This window comes from Kitasatospora sp. NPDC059160, assembly GCF_042755465.1.
Classification (GTDB): Bacteria; Actinomycetota; Actinomycetes; order Streptomycetales; family Streptomycetaceae; genus Kitasatospora.
The window spans coordinates 52,430-75,397 of sequence record NZ_JBHZCN010000043.1; the positions used below are offsets into that span (position 1 = coordinate 52,430).

17 protein-coding genes are annotated in these 22,968 nt (G+C 73.0%); 10 read left to right on the forward strand and 7 right to left on the reverse strand.

All coding sequences use genetic code 11. The features are described from left to right. Positions 1-110 precede the first annotated feature (110 nt). Together ACFXOZ_RS20170 and ACFXOZ_RS20175 are read right to left on the reverse strand one after the other, a co-directional pair. Entirely contained in the window at positions 111-1,265 is a 1,155-nt protein-coding gene (locus tag ACFXOZ_RS20170) for a glycosyltransferase (protein ID WP_380591767.1), read from the reverse strand. A 156-nt stretch (positions 1,266-1,421) separates the two neighbouring features. After that, the gene (locus ACFXOZ_RS20175) at positions 1,422-1,862 is read right to left on the reverse strand and encodes an SRPBCC family protein (protein ID WP_375893977.1); all 441 of its coding nucleotides are present in this window, start codon (positions 1,860-1,862) and stop codon (positions 1,422-1,424) included. Positions 1,863-1,952: 90 nt separating this feature from the next. Here ACFXOZ_RS20175 and ACFXOZ_RS20180 point away from each other — a divergent pair, with 90 nt between their 5' ends. Beyond that, positions 1,953-2,855, forward strand: coding sequence for a HipA family kinase (locus ACFXOZ_RS20180; protein ID WP_380591769.1), 903 nt, complete (start codon positions 1,953-1,955; stop codon positions 2,853-2,855). A 152-nt stretch (positions 2,856-3,007) separates the two neighbouring features. On the opposite strand, the gene ACFXOZ_RS20185 is transcribed toward ACFXOZ_RS20180, so the two are convergent. The 3 genes from ACFXOZ_RS20185 to ACFXOZ_RS20195 form a co-directional block, all read right to left on the reverse strand. Further along, on the reverse strand, positions 3,008-4,498 hold the full coding sequence (locus ACFXOZ_RS20185) for a S8 family serine peptidase (RefSeq protein ID WP_380527974.1): 1,491 nt from the start codon (positions 4,496-4,498) through the stop codon (positions 3,008-3,010). A 247-nt stretch (positions 4,499-4,745) separates the two neighbouring features. Further along, positions 4,746-5,912 (reverse strand): amidohydrolase family protein, encoded by a 1,167-nt coding sequence (locus ACFXOZ_RS20190; RefSeq protein ID WP_380591771.1) that lies wholly within the window; start codon positions 5,910-5,912, stop codon positions 4,746-4,748. 1 nt (position 5,913) lies between these two features. Further along, positions 5,914-7,353, reverse strand: coding sequence for a glutamine synthetase (locus tag ACFXOZ_RS20195; RefSeq protein WP_380591773.1), 1,440 nt, complete (start codon positions 7,351-7,353; stop codon positions 5,914-5,916). Between the two features lie 546 nt (positions 7,354-7,899). On the opposite strand from ACFXOZ_RS20195, the gene ACFXOZ_RS20200 reads away from it, so the two are divergent. From ACFXOZ_RS20200 to ACFXOZ_RS20240, 9 genes are all read left to right on the forward strand, one after another. Continuing rightward, positions 7,900-9,675 carry a 3-hydroxyacyl-CoA dehydrogenase family protein gene (locus ACFXOZ_RS20200; RefSeq protein ID WP_380591775.1) on the forward strand — a complete coding sequence of 592 codons (1,776 nt, stop codon included), beginning with the start codon at positions 7,900-7,902 and terminating at the stop codon, positions 9,673-9,675. A 257-nt stretch (positions 9,676-9,932) separates the two neighbouring features. Continuing rightward, positions 9,933-10,853 carry a TetR family transcriptional regulator gene (locus ACFXOZ_RS20205; protein ID WP_380527986.1) on the forward strand — a complete coding sequence of 307 codons (921 nt, stop codon included), beginning with the start codon at positions 9,933-9,935 and terminating at the stop codon, positions 10,851-10,853. Between the two features lie 381 nt (positions 10,854-11,234). Beyond that, on the forward strand, positions 11,235-12,572 hold the full coding sequence (ccrA, locus tag ACFXOZ_RS20210) for a crotonyl-CoA carboxylase/reductase (protein WP_375893996.1): 1,338 nt from the start codon (positions 11,235-11,237) through the stop codon (positions 12,570-12,572). A 10-nt stretch (positions 12,573-12,582) separates the two neighbouring features. Further along, the gene (locus ACFXOZ_RS20215; RefSeq protein WP_380591777.1) at positions 12,583-14,613 is read left to right on the forward strand and encodes a protein meaA; all 2,031 of its coding nucleotides are present in this window, start codon (positions 12,583-12,585) and stop codon (positions 14,611-14,613) included. Positions 14,614-14,655: 42 nt separating this feature from the next. Beyond that, on the forward strand, positions 14,656-15,636 hold the full coding sequence (locus ACFXOZ_RS20220) for an HpcH/HpaI aldolase/citrate lyase family protein (protein ID WP_375894001.1): 981 nt from the start codon (positions 14,656-14,658) through the stop codon (positions 15,634-15,636). A gap of 4 nt (positions 15,637-15,640) precedes the next feature. Next, positions 15,641-16,144, forward strand: coding sequence for a MaoC family dehydratase (locus tag ACFXOZ_RS20225; RefSeq protein ID WP_375894002.1), 504 nt, complete (start codon positions 15,641-15,643; stop codon positions 16,142-16,144). A 148-nt stretch (positions 16,145-16,292) separates the two neighbouring features. Next, positions 16,293-17,495: an acyl-CoA dehydrogenase family protein gene (locus ACFXOZ_RS20230; protein ID WP_380396274.1), complete on the forward strand. Its 1,203-nt coding sequence runs from the start codon at positions 16,293-16,295 to the stop codon at positions 17,493-17,495. A gap of 519 nt (positions 17,496-18,014) precedes the next feature. Beyond that, positions 18,015-18,707 carry a phosphatidylserine decarboxylase gene (locus tag ACFXOZ_RS20235; protein WP_375894008.1) on the forward strand — a complete coding sequence of 231 codons (693 nt, stop codon included), beginning with the start codon at positions 18,015-18,017 and terminating at the stop codon, positions 18,705-18,707. After that, positions 18,694-19,572 (forward strand): CDP-alcohol phosphatidyltransferase family protein, encoded by an 879-nt coding sequence (locus ACFXOZ_RS20240; protein ID WP_375894011.1) that lies wholly within the window; start codon positions 18,694-18,696, stop codon positions 19,570-19,572. The genes ACFXOZ_RS20235 and ACFXOZ_RS20240 overlap by 14 nt, the downstream gene beginning before the upstream one ends. Before the next feature lie 102 nt (positions 19,573-19,674). On the opposite strand, the gene ACFXOZ_RS20245 is transcribed toward ACFXOZ_RS20240, so the two are convergent. Next, complete coding sequence (locus ACFXOZ_RS20245) at positions 19,675-21,000, reverse strand: hypothetical protein (protein WP_380591779.1); 1,326 nt, start codon at positions 20,998-21,000, stop codon at positions 19,675-19,677. A gap of 632 nt (positions 21,001-21,632) precedes the next feature. Then, a complete protein-coding gene (locus ACFXOZ_RS20250; protein WP_380591781.1) occupies positions 21,633-22,751 on the reverse strand; it encodes an alpha/beta hydrolase family protein in 1,119 nt (372 codons plus the stop codon). Between the last annotated feature and the right edge of the window lie 217 nt (positions 22,752-22,968).

A 22,968-nucleotide genomic window follows, 5' to 3' on the forward strand; every position in this document is an offset into this window, starting at 1 on the left:
TTCCAGCCGCCCATTAATAGGTATTTCGGATTTAACGCCTCTTCCATTTCCGGTTGAGGGTGCGAATGCGCCGGCGCCGGAACGGCGGGGATTCACGGCATGTGAAACGATCAGATCCGCTCTGGGACACGGGTCCTGCGCCGTCCGGCCGCCGGTCCGGCCCCCAGCAGGTGGCGGTACAGGACGTCCACCTGTTCGACCACCGTGCGGACGTCGTGCCGGGCCGTCACGTGCTCGCGCAGCCGGGCACCGCGTCGCTCGCACTCGATCGGGTCGGACAGCGCTTCGGCCATCCGGGTGGCGAGCGCGTCCGCGTCCTCGGGCGGCAGCACCGACTGCGTGCGCTCCGCCGGCGGCAGGCACTCCCGGGCCCCCGGCACGTCCGTCAGCAGCACCGGCCGGGCCGCCGCCATCGCCTCCAGCGGCGCCAGCGCCATCCCCTCCCAGCGCGAGGGCAGCACCACCAGGTCGGCCGCCGCCAGCCACGGGCGCGGATCCGGTACGTCCCCGACCAGCCGGACCCGGCACGGCTCGGCCGACTCCCGGACCGTCTCCGCCAGCCGCTGCTCGTCCGGCCCGCCGCCGACCAGCGCCAGCCGGGCCTGCGGCACCCGGCGCAGCACCTCCGGCCAGGCGGCCAGCAGCACGTCCTGGCCCTTCTGCCGGCACAGCCGCCCGACGCAGACCGCGAGCGGGGCGTCCAGGTCCAGCCCGAGCGCGATCCGGGCGGCCCGGCGGTCGGCCGGCGCGTAGTGGCGGACGTCGACGCCGTTGGGCACCACCGCCCAGTCGGCGTGCACCCCCGCGGCCACGCCGTCGGCCCGCTCCTGGACGCTGACGCACAGCAGCCGGTGCGCCCAGCGGCTCGCGAAGCGCTCCCAGCGCAGGGTCGCGGCGGCCATCGCGCCGTCCACGGCGGCGAAGGACCAGGCGTGCGGCTGGAAGACGGTCGGCACCGCGCCGCGCACGGCCAGCCGGCCGGCCAGCCCGGCCTTGGCACTGTGCAGGTGGACCACGTCCGGTCCGGCGGCCCGGACGATCCGGCGCAGCCGCCAGGCCTCGGCGGCGGTGCCCGGGCCGGGCGAGCGGTCCGCGGGCCAGTCCTGGACCAGCGCGCCGACCGCGGCGGCCTCCTCGGCCAGCCGCCCGCCGCGCGGGCAGGCGACCAGCACCCGGTGCCCGGCCTCGCGCTGCCCCCGGACCAGATCGACGACGACGCGGGCGACTCCGCCGTCCACCGGCTGTGAAATGTGAAGGATCGTCATATGCACGGCGGCGAGCCTAGGATGGCTCCCCCGTGCGGGGCGGCCCCCGTCACCCGCAGGTGGTGGGCCGTCCACCCGTACGGCTTTCGGCTCGTACGGGCGGACGAGCCGCTCGAAACTCCGGGCGATTCCCCCGGGTCGGGCGGGAACCCCGGGTCAGCGCACCTCGGCGGCCAGGTTGGCCAGCACCTGGTCGTGGATCCGGTTCAGGCCCTTGGGGGCGAAGGTGCGCTCGAAGAAGCCGCCGATGCCGGTGGCGCCCTGCCAGGTGGCGGTGACGGTGACCTTGGTGCGGCCCTCGCCGGCGGCCGCGACGGTCCAGGTGATCACCATGCTGGAGTTGGCGTCCTTCTCCACCAGCTGGTCCGGCTGCGGCGACGAGACGGTGAACAGGCAGTCGCGCACCCGCTTCTCGGTGGCCTGCAGCTTCCAGTGCACCTGGGTGCCGGCGCCGGTACCGCCGACCCGGACCTCGTACTCGCTGTACTGCGCGGGCAGCAGCTTCGGGCGGGTCACCTGGTAGTCGGCCAGCGCCTCGTACACCCGCTCGGGCGCGGCGTCGTAGATCCGCTCGGTGGTGGCCTGCACCTGTCCCATGCCTTGCTCTCCTCGTGTGGTGGGTACCGCTCTGCGTACCGGTCTCAGCGGCAAGCCAATCACGTGGCACGGCGGGATAGGGTGGCGGGTGTGCTCGATCTGGTGACTGCGCTGCGCTACGTGGACCCGCTGCGGGCCGGGGGCTCGGTGCCGGGCGTCGTGGAGACCGACGACCTGGGAACGTACGTGGTCAAGTTCACCGGCGCCGCCCAGGGCCGCAAGGCACTGGTGGCCGAGGTGATCGTCGGCGAGCTGGCCCGGCGGCTCGGACTGCGGGTGCCGGAGCTGCGGCTGGTGGACTTCGATCCGGCGGTGGCCGCCGACGAACCGGACACCGAGATCCAGGACCTGCTCAAGGCCAGCGCCGGGCTCAACCTCGGGATGGACCTGCTGCCCGGGGCCGCCGACTACCGGCCCGGGGCGATCCCGGTGGACTCCACAGAGGCGGGGCGGGTGGTCTGGCTGGACGCGCTCACCGGCAACGTCGACCGCACCGTGCACAACCCCAACCTGATGGTCTGGCACCAGCGGCTCTGGCTGATCGACAACGGCGCCGCACTGATCTTCCACCACCGCTGGGCCACCGCCGGGGCGTCCGTCGGCAAGCGGTACGACCTCAGCGCGCACGCGCTGGGCGCCTGCGCCCCGGACGTCCGGCTGGCCGACGAGGACCTCGGGCCGCTGGTCACCGTCGACCTGCTGGAGCAGGTGGTGGCACTGGTCCCGGACGAGTGGCTGGCCGACGAGCCCGGCTTCGACTCGGTGGACGCCGTCCGGCACGCGTACGTCACCCACCTGGCCGCCCGGGCGGTGCTCTCCGCGCGGTGGCTGCCGGAGGGCTTCGCCACGCCCGCGCAGCTGCGCGAGGCGGAGCAGCGCCGCGCGGCCCGCACCCGGGCCGGGCGGCCGGCCTGGCTGCAGGAGGTGCCGGACCTGCACGGCAAGCCGTCGGTGGAGACGGTCTGGGAGCACCACGTCGAGGCCGGGGAGTAGCTCGGCCGGACCGCCGGGTGCGCGCGGGGCCGGAACGCCGGATGCGCGCGGGGCCGGAACGCCGCTGGGGGGGGGGGGGGCCGGGGGCCCCCCCCCCCCAGCTCGGCGTTCGGTGGTCAGCGCTCGGTGTTCAGCGCCGGGTGGTCAGCGCGTCAGCGCCACCACTGGACCGCCTTCTCGGCGTTGATGATGCCCGCGCCGTAGAAGCCGTTGTCGTCCGCGCCGCCCTCGCAGGTGGCCTTGAACTGGCCCGTGTTGCCCGGGTTGTAGACGCCGGTCGGGCAGGCGTGGGACTCGGCCTGGTTGGTCAGCAGCTCGGTGAGCTCGTCCGGGCTGGCCCACGGGAAGGTGCTGGCGAGCAGCGCGACCACGCCGGTGACGTGCGGGGTGGCCATCGAGGTGCCCTGCATGTACCCGTACTTGTTGCCCGGGATGGTCGACAGGATGCGACCGTTCTTGTCCGGGGTGTCCGGGATCTGGTAGCGGGCGTCACCACCCGGCGCGGCGACGGTGACGACGCCCTTGCCGTAGCTGGAGTAGTACGACTTGTCGCCGTTGACGCCGACCGCGGAGACCGCGATCACGCCGGGCAGCTCGGTCGGCAGCGACAGGCAGTCGTTGGTGACCGGGCGGGTGCCGGGCTTGGTGTCGTCCGGGCTGGAGACGTCGGTGGTCTTGTGCGCCAGGTCGATGTTCTCGTTACCGGCGGCGGCGACGTTCAGGACGCCCTTGCGCTGCGAGAAGGCGACGGCCTTGCGGACGGCGTCCGAGATCGCGGCCTGGTCCTTGTCGTTCGGGCAGTTGAACATCCACGGGTCGACGTAGTAGCTGTTGTTCGTCACCTTGAAGCCGTGCTCGCCGGCCCAGACGAAGCCGCAGACCGCGTTCTCCGGGTAGATGAAGCCACCGTCGTCGACGACCTTGACCGCGGCCAGCTTGACGTTCGGGGCGATGCCGACGATGCCCTTGCCGTTCTTGGCGGCGGCGATCGTGCCGGCGACGTGGGTGCCGTGGTCGCTGGTGGTCGGCTGCCACGCCTTCCAGTCGGTGTTCGTCCTGCCGTCGATGCAGGAGACCGACTGCGAGGCGTCCACGTTGGCGGCCAGGTCCTCGTGGGTGGCGTCGATGCCGGAGTCCAGCACGCCGACGGTGACGTTGCGGCTGCCCAGCGAGATCTTGTGCGCCTTGTCGACGCCGATCTGGCGCATGTCCCACTGGTTGGGCTCGTACGGCTCCTGGCCGTTCGCGGCGGCGGCGGCACCGGTCGGCTCGGCGGCGACCTCGGCCTTGGTCTGGTCGGCGGCGAGGATGCCCTTGGTGCGGCTGGCGCCGACCGAGTCGACGCCCTTGGCCAGACGCAGCTTCTCCGCGAACTTGGTGTCGTTGGAGCGGGCGACGATGACGCCGACCTGGTCGTACGACTGGACCACCGTGCCGCCGAGGGCGGTGACGGCCTTCTCCACCTTCTGCACCTGGCCGTGGTTGGCCTTGGTGTTGACGACGTAGCTGAGCAGCGGACCGGTCGTCGAGTCGCCGGTGGGCGCCGCGACGGCGGTGCCGGCCGGGAGCGCGAGAGCTCCGGCGGTCGCGAGCACCAGGCCCACAGCCGCGTAGCGGGTCCGGCTGATCCGAGGAACTCTCATTGGGGTTGGCCCTCCCGAGTCGTCATCCGGCAGCTGCGGTGTGGCAGGTGCGCTGGGATGACCGGGACGTTAATGAATATTCGCTGATAAGCGCAAGAGGTAGTCATCTAATCGTCACATCTAGACCAACAACGGAGGTTCGCGCTCCACCGGTCAACAGGCGGAACAGGGTTCAAGATTGTTAAAAAGTGATGGTTCGTCGACGACTGGGCAGGTTTGGCATGTGCGCGAAAACACAGCCGGGCGCTCAGCCGAGCGCGTACAGGCGGCGCGCGTTGTCGGCCGCGACCAGTCGGGCCACACGCTGCGCGTCCGCGGCCGAACAGGCGCCGTCCGCCCGCCAGTCGGCGAGGAGCATGCCCAGTCCGTGCCGGAACTGTGCGGCGCCCACCGAGAACAGTTCGGGAAGTCCGTAGGCGTCGGTGGAGAACAACAGTTTTCCGAACGGCACCAGTTCCGACATCTCGCCGAGCACCGCCGCCACCCGCGGCCCGGTGTAGGAGGCAGTCAGCCCCAGATCGGCGTACACCGTCGGAAAGGCCTGGGCCAGCCAGCCGGCCTGCCGGTGGTACGGATAGCCGTGCAGCAGCACCAGCGGGACGCCGCTGGGCTCGGCGGCGCGGACGAAGTCGGTCAGCAGGGACGGGTCGGCGTGGTGCAGGGTGAGGTCGGGATCGCCGAAACCGGTGTGGAGCTGGAGGGGCAGGCGCAGTTCGGCGCAGACGTCCACGGCCGTCCAGAGCAGGTGGTGCAGCAGGACCGGATCGGTCAGCCGCCCGCCCCCGGCGCGCAGCCGGGCGCCGGCGGCGGCCACCACGGCCGGGCGGGCGGGCCGCTCGGCGGGGACGGCCAGGCCGTGCCGGTAGGCGACCACCGACTTGACCGCGACGGCACCGGCGGCGGCCCGCGCCAGGGCCTCGCCGACGGCCCGCGGCCAGTCCGCCGCGCCGCCCGGCACCCGCTCGGCCACCGACTCCAGCCGGACCACCTCGCGCACCACCGCCCCGGTGGCCTCGGCGAGTTCGGGCAGCGGCAGCAGCGCGCGGCCCGCGGCGGCGGTCAGCCCGGTGTCCACCAGGCAGGTGTCCAGTCCGGCGGCCGCGAGCAGCCGGCGGGTGGCCTCCGCCGCGCCCAACTCGCGCCGCCGGGCCAGGTAGTCGGCGGCCGGGGCGTGCGCCGGCAGGCCGAGCACGGGCGGGCACCACCGCCGGACGGCGAGGCCGATCACGCTGTCGAAGGGCGAGCAGCCGGGCGCGGGCGGTCGGTCGGACTCGGTGAGCAGTCCGGCCAGGGCGTCGTCGGCGAGCTCGGCCGCCACCACGCTGTGGCAGTGGTGGTCGACCAGCGCCCCGATCTCCAGGCCCCCGACGTCCAGGGCCCCGAGCCGCCCTTCCGCGGCCCCCGACCGGGCCACCTCAGTACCGCCAGCGCGTCGCCGCGATCAACTCCTCCGCGCCGACGGCCGCGTACTGCTCGGCCTCGGCCCGGCGCACCGCCGCCACCGCCTGGTGCAGCGGCTCGCCGAGCGCCTCGCGCAGCACCGCCGAGCGCTCGTACGCGGCGAGCGCCTCGGCCGGGCCCTGCGGCAGCCGGGGCACCGTGCCCGGCTCGGCGGCGGCCGGATCGCCGGTGAACTCCGGTGGCAGAGCCCGGCGTTCGTCCAGGCCGGCGAGGCCGGCGGCGATCACCGCGCCGACCGCGAGGTACGGGTTGGCGCTCGCGTCGAAGCACTTGACCTCGGCGTTCGCGGCGGCGGCGCGCTCCCCGGTGGAGCCGGTGACCAGGCGCAGCGCGGCCTCCCGGTTCTCCAGGCCCCAGCACTGGTACGCCCCGGCCCAGTGCCGGGGCACCAGCCGCAGGTACCCGGCGGGGCTGGAGCAGCCCAGCACCAGGAGTTCGGGCAGAGCCCGGAGCACCCCGGCGAGGAAGCCCTCGGCCTCGGCCGTCAGCCCGTGCGGGCCGGCGCCGCCGTGCCCGAGGTTGCGGCCGTCCCGCCAGAGGCTGAGGTGGAGGTGGCCGCCGTTGCCGACCCCGTCGGCCTCGACCACGGGGGCGAAGGAGGCCCGCAGGCCGTGCCGGGCGGAGACGGCGCGGACGGTGTGCCGGACCAGGACGGAGGTGTCGGCGGCGCCGACCGGGCCCTCGGGGGCGACCGAGACCTCGAACTGGCCCGGGGAGTACTCGGGGTGGATCTGCAGCACGCCCAGGCCCTGGGCGCGGAGGGCGCGCAGGACGTCCCGCAGGTAGTCGGAGAGGTCGGTGAGCCGGTGCATGCCGTACGCGGGGCCGTGCGTGGGGTACTGCGGCGGCTCCTGCGGGGCCCCCGCCAGGGCGACCACCCACTCGACCTCGATGCCCGCCTTGAGGCTCAACCCGCGGGCGGCGGTCGCGGCCTCCGCCCGGCGGGCGAACAGGCGCTGGCAGCCGGGGTGCGGGGCGCCGGCCTGGGTGTGGCGGTCCGCCGGGGCCCAGGCCCAGCCGGGCTGGGCGGCCAGCGGGACGATCCGGTCGAGGTCGGGGTAGAGCCTCAAGTCCCCGGTGGGGCCGCCGATCAGCGGGCTGGTGGTGATGGTGTCGTCGGCGAGGAACACGTCGAAGCAGGGCGCCGCGCCGACGCCCCACTGGGCCGCGTGCACCAGGCCGTCGAGCGGCACGCCCTTGACCCGGGCGATGCCCGCGTTGTCCACCCACGTCACGGCGACCGCCTCGACGGCGGCGGTGCGCAGCCGGTCGACGGCGCGCTCGGCCCGCTCGGCGCGCTCGGCGCGCGGGGGCAGCGCGACGGCGGCCGCGAGGGCGCCGGGGCCGAGCGGCCCGACGGGGTCGGCGGCCTGGGCGGCGGTGACGGTGCTCATGCCGCCATGCTGCCCCGCGGACCGGGGGCCGGTAACTCCCCTATCGGGTGGAACGAACGGACACCCGTCCGCCTCTTCACCCGTTCGGGGAAAGGTCGTTCGGGTCCGATCCGCCGCCGTGCCGGGCCGGAGCCGGACGGTTTTCCGCCGACACCCTCTTCCTACTCGCGAGTAGCTTCGCTACAGTGGCCGGACGCACCACCGTCGGGCTTCGGGAGCCGCACCGACGGGAGGTCGCGGTCGTCGTGTCTGCGGCGCCCGCGCGGTGCGCCTTCACCGGCCGGTGCCGCGGACCGCGGCGGGCCGGGTCTCTCCTCGTATCAGTGCCGCTTCCTTCACCTTCGAGCGCCTGAGCACCACGGCACACCCCGCAGTTCGGCCGGAGCGGACCGGCCGCTGCCCGGGCCTGCCGGAACCCCGTCATCTCCCCAAGCCCCCGCGCGCGAACCCTCCTCCGGCGCCGGCCGCCCCCGTCCTCGCCGACGGGCGCGGCGGCCCGCCCGCCGGAGCGCGCGCGGGCCCTTCATGACATAGGAGTCAGGACTGATGGAGCGTCCCTTCCCCACCGTGGCCGTCGTCGGCCTCGGCACGATGGGTGCCGGAGTCGCGGTGGCGGTCGCCAGGAGCGGCCGCCGGGTGATCGGCATCGAGGCCTCCGAGGACTCGGCCGCCCGGGCGCTGGCCCGGATCGAGGAGGCGACCGCGCACGCGGTCGACCGGGAGCGGATCACCGCCGGGGAGCGCACCGCGCTGCTGGCCCGGATCTCGGTCGGGCACGCGCTGACCGCCGCCGCGGAGGCGGACCTGGTGATCGAGGAGGTCCCCGAGCAGCTGGAGTTGAAGCGGGAGGTCTTCGCCGAGCTGGACCGGATCTGCCCGGAGGGCACGGTGCTGGCCACCGGCACCACCGCCCTGTCGGTGACCCGGATCGCCGCCGCGACGGCCCGTCCGGAGCGGGTGCTCGGCCTGCACTTCTTCAACCCGGTGCACACCATGAAGCTGGTCGAGGTGGTGCGCACCGTGCTGACCTCCCCGCAGACCGCCGAGGACGCCGCCGCCTTCGCCCGCGACCTGGGCAAGGAGCCGGTGGCGGCGGGCGACCGGGCAGGCTTCGTGGTGAACGGCCTGCTGTTCGCGTACCTGAACCAGGCCGCCTTGATGTACGAGTCCAAGTACGCCTCCCGGGAGGACATCGACGCCGCGATGCGGCTCGGCTGCGGCCTGCCGATGGGCCCGCTGGCGCTGCTCGACCTGATCGGCGTGGACACCGCCCGGACGGTGCTGGAGGCGATGTACGAGCAGTCCCGGGACCGGCTGCACGCGCCCGCGCCGATCCTCGGCCAGCTGGTCTCGGCCGGGCTGCTGGGCCGCAAGTCCGGGCGGGGCTTCTACACCTACGAGGCGCCGGGCTCCTCCAGGGCCGTGGACGCGGCCACCGGCCCGGCGCAGCCGAAGGTGGCGGGCCGCGAGGTGCGCACCGTCGGCGTCTGCGGCTCGGGCACGATGGCCACCGGCATCGCCGAGGTGTTCGCCAAGGCCGGGCACCCGGTGCTGCTGGCCGCCCGCAGCCAGGAGAAGGCCGAGCGGGCCAAGGCGCAGCTGGCGAGGTCGCTGGAGCGCTCGGTCGCCAAGGGCCGGCTGAGCGCGGAGCAGCGGGACGCCGCGCTGGCGCTGGTCACCCCGGTCGGCCGGTACGCCGAGCTGGCCGAGGTGGACCTGGTGGTCGAGGCGGTCGCCGAGGACCTGGAGGTCAAGCGGGAGCTGTTCGCGACCCTGGACAAGATCGTCCGTCCGGGCGCGGTGCTCGCCACCACCACCTCCTCGCTGCCGGTGATCAGCTGCGCGACCGCCACCTCGCGGCCGCAGGACGTGATCGGCATGCACTTCTTCAACCCGGCGCCGGCCATGAAGCTGGTCGAGGTGGTCTCCACCGTGCTGACCGCCCCGGACGTCACGGCGACGGTGCTGGAGCTGACCGCGAAGGTGCGCAAGCACCCGGTGGAGTGCGGCGACCGGGCCGGCTTCATCGTCAACGCCCTGCTGTTCCCGTACCTGAACGACGCGGTGCGGATGCTCCAGGAGCACTACGCGACGGTGGACGACATCGACACCGCGATGAAGCTGGGCTGCGGCTACCCGATGGGCCCGTTCGAGCTGCTGGACGTGGTCGGCCTGGACGTCTCGCTGACCATCGAGCAGGTGCTGCACCAGGAGTTCCGCGAGCCCGGCCTGGCCGCGGCGCCGCTGCTGGAGCACCTGGTCGCGGCCGGCTGCCTGGGCCGCAAGACCGGCCGCGGCTTCCGCGACCACGCGCGCCGGTGACCGCGTCACGGGCCGGGGGCGACCGGCTGCCGGACGCGGGAGCGGCGCCGTACGGCCTCGGCGCCCCGCCCCCGGGCAACGGCGCGGCCTACGGCAACGGTGTCGCGCCGCACGGCTCCGGGGCGGCCGGCCACCCCGCCTGGACCCCGGGGGCGGTGTCCGCGCGCTGGCCCAGACCGGCCGTGACCGGCCCGGTCACGCCGGTGCGCCGGGGAAGGGCCGCGGCCCCGCCGACCGGGCCGTGTAGCGTTCCGGACATGGATCGGGTTCAGTCAGCCACCCCTCAGCACACCGCCGGACCGCGCGGCACCGAACGGACGGCCGGCCCGTCCGGGGGCACCGGGTCGGAGGCCGGGCCGGGCAGCCGCCGGGCGGCGGCGCAGCGCCAGCAGATGCGCCAGGACCTGGCCGCGGCCGCGATGGAGCTGTTCGCCTCGCAGGGCTACGAGGAGACGACGGTCGACCAGATCGCCGCGGCCGCCGGGGTCGCCCGGCGCACCTTCTTCCGGTACTTCCGGTCGAAGGAGGAGGCGATCTTCCCCGACCACGACGACACCCTGGTGCGGGTGGCCGACCTGCTGGCCAGCGCCGAGCCGGAGGAGCACCCGCTGGACGTGGTGTGCCGCGGCATCAAGGAGGTGCTGCGGATGTACGCCTCCACCCCGGGGGTGTCGGTCGCGCGGTACCAGCTGATCCGTCAGGTCCCGGCGCTGCGCGAGCGCGAGATCGCCGTGGTGGCCCGGTACGAGCGGCTGTTCACCCGCTACCTGCTGGGCCGTTTCGACACCGGGGAGTCCATTCCGTCGGGCTGGCAGCGCGGCGGCGAGGACGACCCGATGCTGGCCGAGGTGTCGGCGGCGGCGGTCGTGGCGGCGCACAACCACGTGCTGCGGCGCTGGCTGCGGGCCGGCGGCCGGGGCGACGTCGAGGCGCAGCTGGACCACTCCTTCGAGGTGATCCGGCGGACCTTCTGGGCGGCCAGTGCCCCGGGTGCCAGACGCCGGGGCTCCTTGGTGGCACCGGGTGCCAGTGGGATGCCAGAGGACGGGGTGGCGGAGAGCGCACTGAGTGCCAGTCCCGGAGGTGAGGTGCTCATCACAGTCGCCCGCACGGACGCTCCGCTGGAGGTCGTGGTGGACAGCATCCGGGCCGCACTGAGTGGCGCCCGGGGCAACTGAGGCGACAATAACCGCAGGTCAGAGGCGCAGCGAGGGCCCGTACCGAGATATCGGTACGGGCCCTCGGCGTACCCGCACTACGCGCGTTCCGCACCCTTCCGGAGTGTCGGAATTCCTGACACCCGGTGTCTTTACGAGTGGCACAGGGTGCCACTACCTTGTTACTCACCAGTCGCGGCGCCGCGGCTCCCCACCTCGGCGCGCCGTCGTCCGGCGTTCCCACACCCCGGGAGCAGAGCCAGACCAGCAGTGCAGACCCGCCCGGACCACCACCGGGCGACCGCCTGACCGCCAACCACCCACCTCAGCGAAGCCGGTGTCCGCTCCCGGCTCCCCCAGACGCCCTGTGACCCTCACACAGGTACGCCTTCGGAGGCAGCCATGCAGGAAATCCTCGACGCGATCCTCAGCTCCGACGCCACGTCGGCCGACTACGCGGCGATCAAGCTCCCCGAGTCCTACCGGGCGGTCACGCTCCACAAGGACGAGGAGCAGATGTTCGCGGGCCTCGACAGCCGCGACAAGGACCCCCGAAAGTCCCTCCACCTCGACGAGGTCGCCCTCCCGGAGCTCGGCCCCGGCGAGGCCCTGGTCGCGGTCATGGCCAGCTCGGTGAACTACAACACCGTGTGGAGCTCGATCTTCGAGCCGGTCTCCACCTTCGGCTTCCTGGAGCGCTACGGCCGGCTGTCGCCGCTCACCAAGCGCCACGACCTGCCGTACCACGTGCTCGGCTCCGACCTCGCGGGCGTGGTGCTGCGCACCGGCGCCGGGGTCAACGCCTGGAAGCCCGGCGACGAGGTCGTCGCCCACTGCCTCTCGGTCGAGCTGGAGTCCCCGGACGGCCACAACGACACGATGATGGACCCGGAGCAGCGCATCTGGGGCTTCGAGACCAACTTCGGCGGCCTGGCCCAGCTCGCCCTGGTGAAGACCAACCAGCTGCTGCCCAAGCCGAAGCACCTCTCCTGGGAGGAGGCCGCTTCCCCCGGCCTGGTCAACTCCACCGCCTACCGCCAGCTGGTGTCGCAGAACGGCGCCGGCATGAAGCAGGGCGACAACGTGCTGATCTGGGGCGCCAGCGGCGGCCTCGGCTCGTACGCCACCCAGTACGCGCTGGCCGGCGGCGCCACCCCGATCTGCGTGGTCTCCAGCGAGTCCAAGGCCGACATCTGCCGCGCCATGGGCGCCGAGGCGATCATCGACCGCTCGGCCGAGGGCTACAAGTTCTGGAAGGACGAGAACAACCAGGACCCGCGCGAGTGGAAGCGCCTGGGCTCCAAGATCCGCGAGTTCACCGGCGGCGAGGACGTCGACATCGTCTTCGAGCACCCGGGCCGGGAGACCTTCGGCGCCTCGGTGTACGTCACCCGCAAGGGCGGCACCATCGTCACCTGCGCCTCCACCTCCGGCTTCATGCACCAGTACGACAACCGCTACCTGTGGATGTCGCTCAAGCGGATCGTCGGCTCGCACTTCGCCAACTACCGCGAGGCCTACGAGGCCAACCGCCTGGTCGCCAAGGGCAAGATCCACCCGACCCTGTCCAAGGTGTACTCGCTGGAGGAGACCGGCCAGGCCGCCCTCGACGTGCACCACAACAAGCACCAGGGCAAGGTCGGCGTGCTCTGCCTGGCCCCCGAGGAGGGCCTGGGCGTGCGCGACGCCGAGCTGCGCGCCACCCACCTCGACGCGATCAACCGCTTCCGGAACATCTGAGGCCGATCCGATGACCGAGCCCCAGAAGCGCGACCGCCCGTGGCTGATGCGCACCTACGCCGGCCACTCCACCGCGAGCGACTCCAACGCGCTCTACCGGCGGAACCTGGCGAAGGGCCAGACCGGCCTGTCCGTCGCCTTCGACCTGCCGACCCAGACCGGCTACGACTCCGACCACATCCTCGCCCGCGGCGAGGTGGGCCGGGTCGGCGTCCCGGTCGGCCACGTCGGCGACATGCGCACCCTGTTCGACGGCATCCCGCTCGAACAGACCAACACCTCCATGACGATCAACGCCACCGCGATGTGGCTGCTGGCGCTCTACCAGGTGGTCGCCGAGGAGCAGGGCGCCGACGTCGCCAAGCTCACCGGCACCACCCAGAACGACATCGTCAAGGAGTACCTGTCGCGCGGGACGCACGTCTTCCCGCCCGGCCCGTCCGTGCGCCTGATCACCGACATGATCGCCTACACGGTCGGCAACATCCCCAAGTGGAACCCGATCAACATCTGCAGCTACCACCTCCAGGAGGCCGGGGCCACGCCCGTCCAGGAGATCGCGTACGCGATGTGCACCGCCATCTCGGTGCTCGACGCCGTCCGCGACTCCGGGCAGGTGCCCGCCGAGCGGATGGGCGACGTGGTCGCCCGGATCTCCTTCTTCGTCAACGCCGGCGTGCGCTTCGTCGAGGAGATGTGCAAGATGCGCGCCTTCGCCCAGCTCTGGGAGAAGGTCACGCTGGAGCGCTACGGGGTCACCGACCCCAAGCAGCGCCGGTTCCGCTACGGCGTCCAGGTCAACTCGCTCGGGCTGACCGAGGCCCAGCCGGAGAACAACGTCCAGCGGATCGTGCTGGAGATGCTGGCCGTCACCCTGTCCAAGGACGCCCGCGCCCGGGCCGTCCAACTCCCGGCCTGGAACGAGGCGTTGGGGCTGCCGCGGCCGTGGGACCAGCAGTGGTCGCTGCGGATCCAGCAGGTGCTGGCCTACGAGTCGGACCTGCTGGAGTACGGGGACCTCTTCAACGGCTCCGAGGTGATCGAGACCAAGACCGCGGCGCTGCTGGCCGGCGCCGAGGCGGAGATCGCCAAGGTGATGGAGATGGGCGGGGTGATTCCGGCCGTCGAGTCCGGCTACCTCAAGTCCAACCTGGTCGCCTCGCACGCCGCCCGCCGGGCCCGGATCGAGTCCGGCGAGGACAAGATCATCGGGGTCAACTGCTTCGACACCACCGAGCCCAGCCCGCTCACCGCCGACCTCGACACCGCGATCATGGTCGTCGACCCGGCCTCCGAGCAGTCCGTGCTCGCCGCCCTGGAGGCCTGGCGCGGCAACCGCGACGAGGCCGCCGCCCAGGAGGCGCTGGCCGGGCTCAAGACCGTCGCCGCCACCGAGGCCAACCTGATGCCGGCCACCCTCGCCTGCGCCCGCGCCGGAGTCACCACCGGCGAGTGGTCCTTCGCCCTGCGCGAGGTGTTCGGCGAGTACCGCGCCCCCACCGGCGTGGGCGGCGCGCCCGTCGCGGTCGCCGCCGAGCCGGGCGGGGAGCTGGAGCAGGTCCGCGCCGCCGTCGCCGCCACCGCCGAGGAGCTGGGCGCCGGCAAGCTGCGCCTGCTGGTCGGCAAGCCCGGCCTGGACGGCCACTCCAACGGCGCCGAGCAGATCGCCGTCCGGGCCCGCGACGCCGGGTTCGAGGTGGTCTACCAGGGCATCCGGCTCACCCCGGAGCAGATCGTCTCCGCCGCCGTGGCGGAGGACGTGCACTGCGTGGGCCTGTCCATCCTCTCCGGCGCGCACACCGAGCTGGTGCCCGACGTCCTGAAGCGGCTGCGCCGCGCCGGGGTGGAGGATGTCCCGGTGATCGTGGGTGGCATCATCCCGGCAGCGGACGGCGAGGCCCTCAAGGCCGCCGGCGTCGCCGCCGTGTTCACCCCGAAGGACTTCGGCATCACCACCATCATCGGCCGGATCGTGGACGAGATCCGGCTGGCCAACCGGCTCCAGCCGTGGACGTCCGCACCGACCGCGGCCACGAACTGACCAGCTGACCAGCTGACCACTGGGAAGGAACGAACCACCCTCATGACTGCTTTGAACCGCCTTCGCCCGCGCCGCTCCTGCCTCGCCGTACCGGGCAGCAACCCGCGCTTCCTGGAGAAGGCCCAGGGCCTCCCGGCCGACCAGGTCTTCCTCGACCTGGAGGACGCCTGCGCCCCGCTGGTCAAGGAGAGCGCCCGCCACCACATCGTCGACGCGCTGAACAACGGCGACTGGGGCGGCAAGACCCGCGTCGTCCGCGTCAACGACTGGACCACCCACTGGACCTACCGCGACGTGATCACCGTCGTCGAGGGCGCCGGCCCCAACCTCGACTGCATCATGCTGCCCAAGGTCCAGGACGCCGAGCAGGTCAAGGCGCTCGACCTGCTGCTCACCCAGATCGAGAAGACCATGGGCTTCGAGGTCGGCAGGATCGGCATCGAGGCGCAGATCGAGAACGCCAAGGGCCTGATCAACGTCGACGCCATCGCCGAGGCCTCGCCCCGGCTGGAGACCATCATCTTCGGCCCCGCCGACTTCATGGCCTCCATCAACATGAAGTCCCTGGTGGTCGGCGAGCAGCCGCCCGGCTACAACGCCGACGCCTACCACTACATCCTGATGCGCATCCTGATGGCCGCCCGCGCCAACGACCTCCAGGCGATCGACGGCCCGTACCTCCAGATCCGCAACGCCGACGGCTACCGCGAGGTCGCCGGCCGCTCCGCCGCCCTCGGCTTCGACGGCAAGTGGGTGCTGCACCCGGACCAGGTCGCCATCGCCAACGAGGTCTACTCCCCCTCCCAGGAGGACTACGACCACGCCGAGCTGATCCTCGACGCGTACGACTACTGCACCTCCGAGGCCGGCGGCGCCAAGGGCTCCGCGATGCTCGGCGACGAGATGATCGACGAGGCCAGCCGCAAGATGGCCCTGGTCGTCTCCGGCAAGGGCCGGGCCGCCGGCATGCAGCGCACCAGCAAGTTCGAACAGCCCGGATCTGACAAGAAGGCGGAGGCCTGAGGCCATGCAGTTCGGACGCACCTACGAGGAGTTCGAGGTCGGCGCGGTCTACAAGCACTGGCCCGGCAAGACGGTCACCGAGTACGACGACCACCTGTTCTGCCTGCTCACCATGAACCACCACCCGCTCCACATGGACACCAACTACGCCGAGAAGACGACCGACTTCGGCAAGAACGTCGTGGTGGGCAACTACATCTACTCGCTGCTGCTCGGCATGTCCGTCCCGGACGTCTCCGGCAAGGCGATCGCCAACCTGGAGATCGAGTCGCTGCGCCACATCGCGCCGACCTTCCACGGCGACACCCTCTACGGCGAGACGACCGTCCTGGACAAGTGGCCGTCCAAGTCCAAGAACGACCGCGGCATCGTCCACGTCGAGACCAAGGGCTACAAGCAGGACGGCACCGTCGTCTGCGTCTTCCGCCGCAAGGTGATGGTGCCGACCGAGACGTACATCAAGGAGCGCGGCGGCGAGCAGCCGGGGCGCCCCGAGCCGCTCTCCTGAACCACCCCCCTCCCAGAGACCCCGGACGGGTAGGCCGCCGTCATCGGCCGACCCCCACCCGGTCGGGGGCCCTGCTGCCGCAGCCACGCCGGCAGGGCCCCCGGAAATCCCCCCCCCCGCCCGTTTTCAGACATTCCGGAGCCGCACGATGGGACGCCTCGCACAGACCGACGGCCTCACCGAGATCCAGCGGGACATCCTCGCCACCGTGCGGGATTTCGTCGACAAGGAGATCATTCCGGTCGCGACCGAGCTGGAGCACAAGGACGAGTACCCGACCGCGATCGTCGAGGGCATGAAGCAGCTCGGGCTGTTCGGCCTCACGATCCCCGAGGAGTACGGCGGCCTCGGCGAGTCCCTGCTCACCTACGCCCTGGTGGTCGAGGAGATCGCCCGCGGCTGGATGTCGGTCTCCGGCATCGTCAACACCCACTTCATCGTGGCGCACATGATCAACGCCCACGGCACCCAGGAGCAGAAGGACCACTTCCTGCCGAAGATGGCGGCCGGCGAAATCCGCGGCGCCTTCTCGATGTCCGAGCCCGGACTCGGCTCCGACGTTTCCGCCATCTCCACCAAGGGCGTCAAGGACGGCGAGTTCTACGTCCTCAACGGCCAGAAGATGTGGCTCACCAACGGCGGCACCTCCACCCTGGTCGCGGTCCTGTGCAAGACCGACGAGGGCGGCAGCTCCCCGTACAAGAACATGACCACCTTCCTGATCGAGAAGACGGCCGGTTTCGGCCCGAACCCGACCGTCCCCGGCCTCACCGTGCCCGGGAAGATCGAGAAGATGGGCTACAAGGGCGTCGACACCACCGAGCTGGTGCTCCAGGACGTGCGGATTCCGGCCAACCGCATCCTCGGCGGCGTCCCGGGCCGCGGCTTCTACCAGATGATGGACGGCGTCGAGGTCGGCCGGGTCAACGTCGCCGCCCGCGGCTGCGGCGTCGCCCGCCGCGCCTTCGAGCTCGGCATCTCCTACGCCCAGCAGCGCTCCACCTTCGGCAAGAAGATCGCCGAGCACCAGGCGATCCAGTTCAAGCTCGCCGAGATGGCCACCAAGGTCGAGGCCGCCCACCAGATGATGGTCATGGCCGCCCGCAAGAAGGACAGCGGCGAGCGCAACGACCTGGAGGCGGGCATGGCCAAGTACCTGGCCTCCGAGTACTGCAAGGAGGTCGTCGAGGACGCCTTCCGGATCCACGGCGGCTACGGCTTCTCGAAGGAGTACGAGATCGAGCGCCTCTACCGCGAGGCCCCGATGCTGCTCATCGGTGAAGGAACTGCGGAGATCCAGAAGATGATCGTCGGGCGCCGGCTCCTGGAGGAGTACAAGATCGCCGAGTGACGGCCCGGCCCCCGCCCGAACGCGGGGACCGCCGAGTGATTGCGAGGCCGCCCGCATTGACGGGCGGCCCGCTCCGAAACCGCCGGTCGACGGGCGTGCGGGCCCGTCCCGGCAGAGTGCCGTGCCCGTCACGGCCCGGCCTGGTCCGCCTGGGTCCGGCACGGCCTCCGGAAAGCGGCCGCAGGGCGTACAGCTGCAGCGACGCGCCCTGCGGCCGCTTCCGTACACCTTCTTCCACCCGGTACGGCCCGTGTCCCCCACCGGGTTCCGCCCGCACCCCTGCTGAGACAAGAGTCACCAGCCCTGTCCGGTCCCTTGGGAACCGGACCGGGGCGAGCTACGGTCGTAGAGGCAGGACGCGCGCACGCGCTCCCACCGGACACATGAACGAGCAGGCGGGTTGCCCACCCACCGTGTGCTCCCGATAGCATCCACCGGGACAGCAAGCCGTCCCTTCTATTACCGATCCCGCGGTGGCCCCCGTCCAGCGGCCATGATCCCCCGCGACAAAGGTTTTCGATGCCCATCAGCCCGTCCCCTCACACCTCCGTCACGGACCGCGATGCCCTCGCAGCCCCGGCGGCCGGTCGGCGACCCCGCGTGACCATCGCGCGCGGAGCCACCCCCTGGTTCGTCCCCACCCTCGCCACGGCCGCCGTGACCACCGCCCTCACCCGGCGCAACGGCAAGTGGGCCCTGGCGGCGGTACCGGCCTGTGCGCTCGGCGCGGGCATGCTGTGGTTCTTCCGCGACCCCGAGCGTGAGATCGGCACCGGCAGAGTCATCTCCCCCGCCGACGGCGTGGTCCAGAGCATCGACGCCTGGCCGGACGGCCGCACCCGGGTCGCGATCTTCATGAGCCCGCTCAACGTCCACGTCAACCGCGCGCCCCTGCCGGGCACGGTGACGTCGGTCGAGCACGTCGCGGGCGGCTTCGTGCCGGCCTTCAACAAGGACAGCGACCAGAACGAGCGGGTCGTCTGGCACTTCGACACCGAGCTCGGCGACATCGAGATGGTGCAGATCGCGGGGGCCGTGGCCCGCCGGATCGTGCCGTACGTGGCCGCCGGAACCAAGGTCGAGCAGGGCGACCGGATCGGCCTGATCCGGTTCGGCTCCCGGGTCGACACCTACCTGCCGGCCGGCGTCGAGGTCGGCGTCGAGGTCGGCCAGAAGACCACAGCCGGGGTGACGCGCCTTGACCGTGACTGATCCTGAAACAATCGTCGGCCTGGACGACGAGGAGACGGCCCTGCGCCGTCGCCGCTGGGCGCGCGACCGTGAGCTGCGCGCCCCGCGCTCCCCGCAGCACCTGTCCACCGCCGACTTCCTGACCCTGGGGAACGCCGTCTGCGGCTTCCTGGCGATCTACTCGATCACCACCGGGGTCCTGGTCCCGCACATCACCAACCCGGACGCCGCTCCGGACCGGCACAGCGCCGCCACCGCGGTGACGCTGCTGCTGATCGGCTCGATGTGCGACCTCTTCGACGGCCTGGTGGCGCGGAAGCTCCGCTCCTCCGCCCTCGGAGCGGAACTCGACAACCTGGCCGACCTGATCAGCTTCGGCATCGCGCCGGCCTACTTCGTCGCGGTCTGGGGCATGGTCTCCCAGGGCTCCAACACCAAGCTCTCGGCGCTGATCGCGCTGACCGTGCTGCTCGCGGTGGTCCTGCGGCTGGCCCGCTTCTCGACCGTCAAGATGCGGCCCGGGGTGTTCCAGGGCATGCCCTGCCCGATGGGCGCGATGACGGTCATCGCCATCGTGCTGCTCGACCCGCCGTTCCTGCCCGGTCTGCTCGCCATCTTCGGCGCCGCGTACCTCATGGTCAGCCGGATCGAGTACCCGAAGCCCCAGGGGCTGCTGGCCACCGCCACGCTCTGCTGGGTCGTCGTGGCGATCGGCTGCCTGGCCGCCTGGGCGACCGGGCTGCCCGGCGGCGACACCCTGATGCACGTGGGGGCCTTCGCCCAGATCACGCTCGCCGCGATGGCGCCGCTGCTGGTCATCCGGCGCAAGGTCGGGCAGAAGGTCGGCGACGTCCGCGCCCGGCGGGCGGAGTCGCGGCTCGGCTGAGCCACCGCACGACGTACGGAGAAGGGCCCGGAACCTGATGGTTCCGGGCCCTTCCGTCGTGCTCGTGCCGGGTGTGCCGGCCAGGCGCCCGCCGGTGTGGGCCTAGGCCCCGCCGGTGTGGACGCTGAACGCCGAGCGGCGGGCCGCCCGGGCCACGCCCGGGTCCGGGTGGACGCCGGAGACCGCCGTCAGCACCGAGGCCGCCCGCGGGTGCCCGGACTGCCGGGCCCGGGCGAACAGCCGCACCGGGTCACCCGCCGAGGCGCCCTCGACGTGCCCCACCAGCAGCTCCGTCTCGCCGTGGTCCAGCACCGCCGCCGCCGTGTCCACCCACAGCCAGGCCGCGTCCTCGGCGCCCAGCACGTCCGCCGGGGCGACCCCCTCGTCCGAACGCTCGGCCAGCCAGAGCAGCGCGTACGGGCGCAGCACCGGCTCGTCCACCGCCGCCCGCACCGCCTGCTCGGCCGGACCGCCCGCCACCCGCAGCGCCTCGAAGGCCAGACCGCGCACCAGCGCGTCGTCACCCTGGGCCGCGTCCAGCAGCTCGGCCACCGCGCGGTCCGCCGGGCGGGCCGCCACCCAGGCGCGGAACTCCGCCCGGGCCGGGCCCGGCGAGTAGTCCGCGCAGGCGTTCAGCAGCTCGAAAGCGCTCTGCTCGATGTGCCCGGCCGCGGTCTGGGCGACGGTGCAGATCTCCTCCAGCTTCGCCCGCACCGCCCAGTGGCCCAGCGGGGACAGCTCGGCGGCGGCGTCGCGGCGCACCACGGCGCCGACCGCCGTCAGGCCGTCCAGCATCCAGTCCAGCACCGCGGCCACGTCGGAGACGGCGGCCGGGGTGTCGATCTGCGGCGCCCGGCAGGTGCCGCGGACGGCGGACACCGCCGAGGCGGCGTGCGGCACCGGCGACAGGCCCGGGTTGCCCAGCCCGGCGCCGACCCGGCGCTCGTCCAGGCCGCGGCGCAGCAGCTCCAGCAGCTCGCTCTCGGCCACCGGGCCGTCCACCAGGTGCAGGAAGGACAGCAACTGCGGGGCCTGGTCCACGGCCTGGCCGGCCAGGACCGCGAACACCCCGCGCAGCGCGGCGGGCGGCACCGGGGCGAGCAGCGTCCAGGCGTCGAACAGCCCGGACCAGCCGCGCACCACGGCCTCGTCGTCGTGCTCCCAGGCGTGCAGGCGCCAACCGGGGCCCGCTCCGCCGTCCCGGGCCTCCACCAGGCCCACCAGCAGGGCCTGGCCCCAGGCCTTGACCGCCGCGCCGACCGTCATGGCCAGCGCCCGGCCGGCGTCGCGGGCGTCGTCCGGGAGCAGCTCGCCGCGCTTGTCGACCTCCGCCAGCTCCCCGGCCCAGCGGGCGATCCGGACGGCGTCCACCAGCATCCGACGGGCCAGCGGCGCCAGCTCGGCCGGCGCGGGGAAGCCCTCCGGCACCGGAACCCGGCCCCGGCCGGGGGCCGGCGCGGGCCCACGGCGCCGGGGTACGGCGGCCCCGCCCGGCCTGCCGCCGGAAGGCCGTTGGGCCGTACCTGGGAGACGGGTCACCGTCGCACCGGTACCGATCGTCGGCGGGAGCGGGGCATCACGGTCGCGCGGGTTCCGAGACGTCACGTCGAGCAGTCTTCCCCTTGTACCGGCCTTCTGTCACATCCGGTTGCCCGTACGACCGCTCGACCGGGGGCGGCACCTCCGCAAGATCGGGCAACAGAGGCAAACCGCCTGGCCGGAAACGTGTGGCGGGGTCATGCCAGGGGGCGGCGGGGCGTCACGCTGCGTGTGGGGACGGGGTCTGTGGGTGGTTTCACGGGGGCGGGAGGGGTGGGGAGCGGTGCAAGTGGAGGGCTGCGATCCGGCCAGGTGGCATGTGCCTGCGGGGGGACGCGGCGGCACCGGAAGTCGGCGGGGTCGACTTCCGGTGCAGGGGGGTGAGGGGGGAAGGGAGCTGCTGACGGGCTTGGGGTGGGTTTTCGGGAGCAATGTTTGCCCCTGAGGGCGGGTCAGGGGGGTGGGGCCGGAGGGGAGGGCCGGAGGGGGTGGGTCAGAGGGGGTGGGTCAGAGGAGCGGGGTCAGAGGAGCGGGGTCAGCCAGCGGCGGAGGAGTTCGGTGTAGTGGTCCGGCGCCGAGTTCCAGAGGGCCGCGTGCTCGGCACCCGGGAAGCGCTGGAGGTTCACCACGTCGTGGCGGGCCGCGGCCAGGTGCTCCACCGGGCCGATCGGCGCGAGCGTGTCGTCCGGACTGTGCAGCACCAGGGTCGGGACCCGCAGGTCCGCACCCTCCGCCAGGCGGGAGGAGTCCGCCAGGTCGACGCCCGTACGGCCCTCCGCCGCCAGCGCGCCGAGCTCGGCGGAGACCCCGGTGAAACCCGCCCGGGCCGCGTCCCGACGGGCGGCCGTGGGCAGGTCCAGGACCGGCGAGTCCAGCACGATCCCCCTGATCGCGTGCGCCCACGCCGAACGCGCCGCCGTCTGCAGCACCGTCGTCGCCCCCACCGACCAGCCGTACAGGATCACCCGGCCCGCGCCGTGGTCCAGGGCCAGCCGCATCGCCGACTCGACGTCCCGCCACTCCGTCTCGCCGAAGTGGCTGTAGCCGTCCGGGGACGCCGGGGCGCCCTCGTCGCCGCGGTAGGTGACCACCAACGCCGGCAGACCCAGGCGGTGCAGGGCCGGCAGCACCGGAAGCACCTGCTGGCGGTCCGCCTCCGGGCCGTGGACCAGGATCACCCAGGTACCGCGCTTGCCGCCGAGCAGCCAGACCGGCAGCGGGCCGAGCTCGCCGTCGGCCACCGTGTCGGTGAAGGCCAGGCCGAGCGCCGAGGTCGGATCGCCCAGGTGCACGCGCGGAGTGAAGCGGACCTCGGTGCCGGGCGTCAGGGTGCCCCGGTCCGCCCGGACCAGCCGGCGGGTGACGCCCTGCGCGTCACTGTGCAGGACCTCCTCCACCACCGCGTGCCCGCCGTCCGCCCACTCCACCGCCCAGCGACCGGGGCGCAGGCTCTCCGGACGCCGACTGAACGTCACCCGCCCCGCCGCGAGGCTCTGCACCAGCACCGGCCCCGAATCCGGGCCGTCGGCGGCCGGGCCCGCGCCCGGACGGACCAACCGCTCGGAGGCCCGACGGCCGACGACCAGGACGGCGGCCCCGGCGGCGGCGGCCGCCACGACGGCTGCGGTTCCCCAACGCATATCGATCCCCGCTCTGTTCACTGACCCGGACGGTGTTCGAGGACCAGTCCACAAGGAGGGTGGCGGGGCGGCCACTGGGCGGGGCCGTCTGGGGGGGCCGCTGCGCGGGGCTGGGGTGGGGTGGTGGGCTCTCGGGAGGGTGGGTGACGCCGGGGGCGGTTCCGGGGGTGGGCGCTCCGGGGGCTGGGTGATTTTCCGACCGCCGACCCTGTGGCTG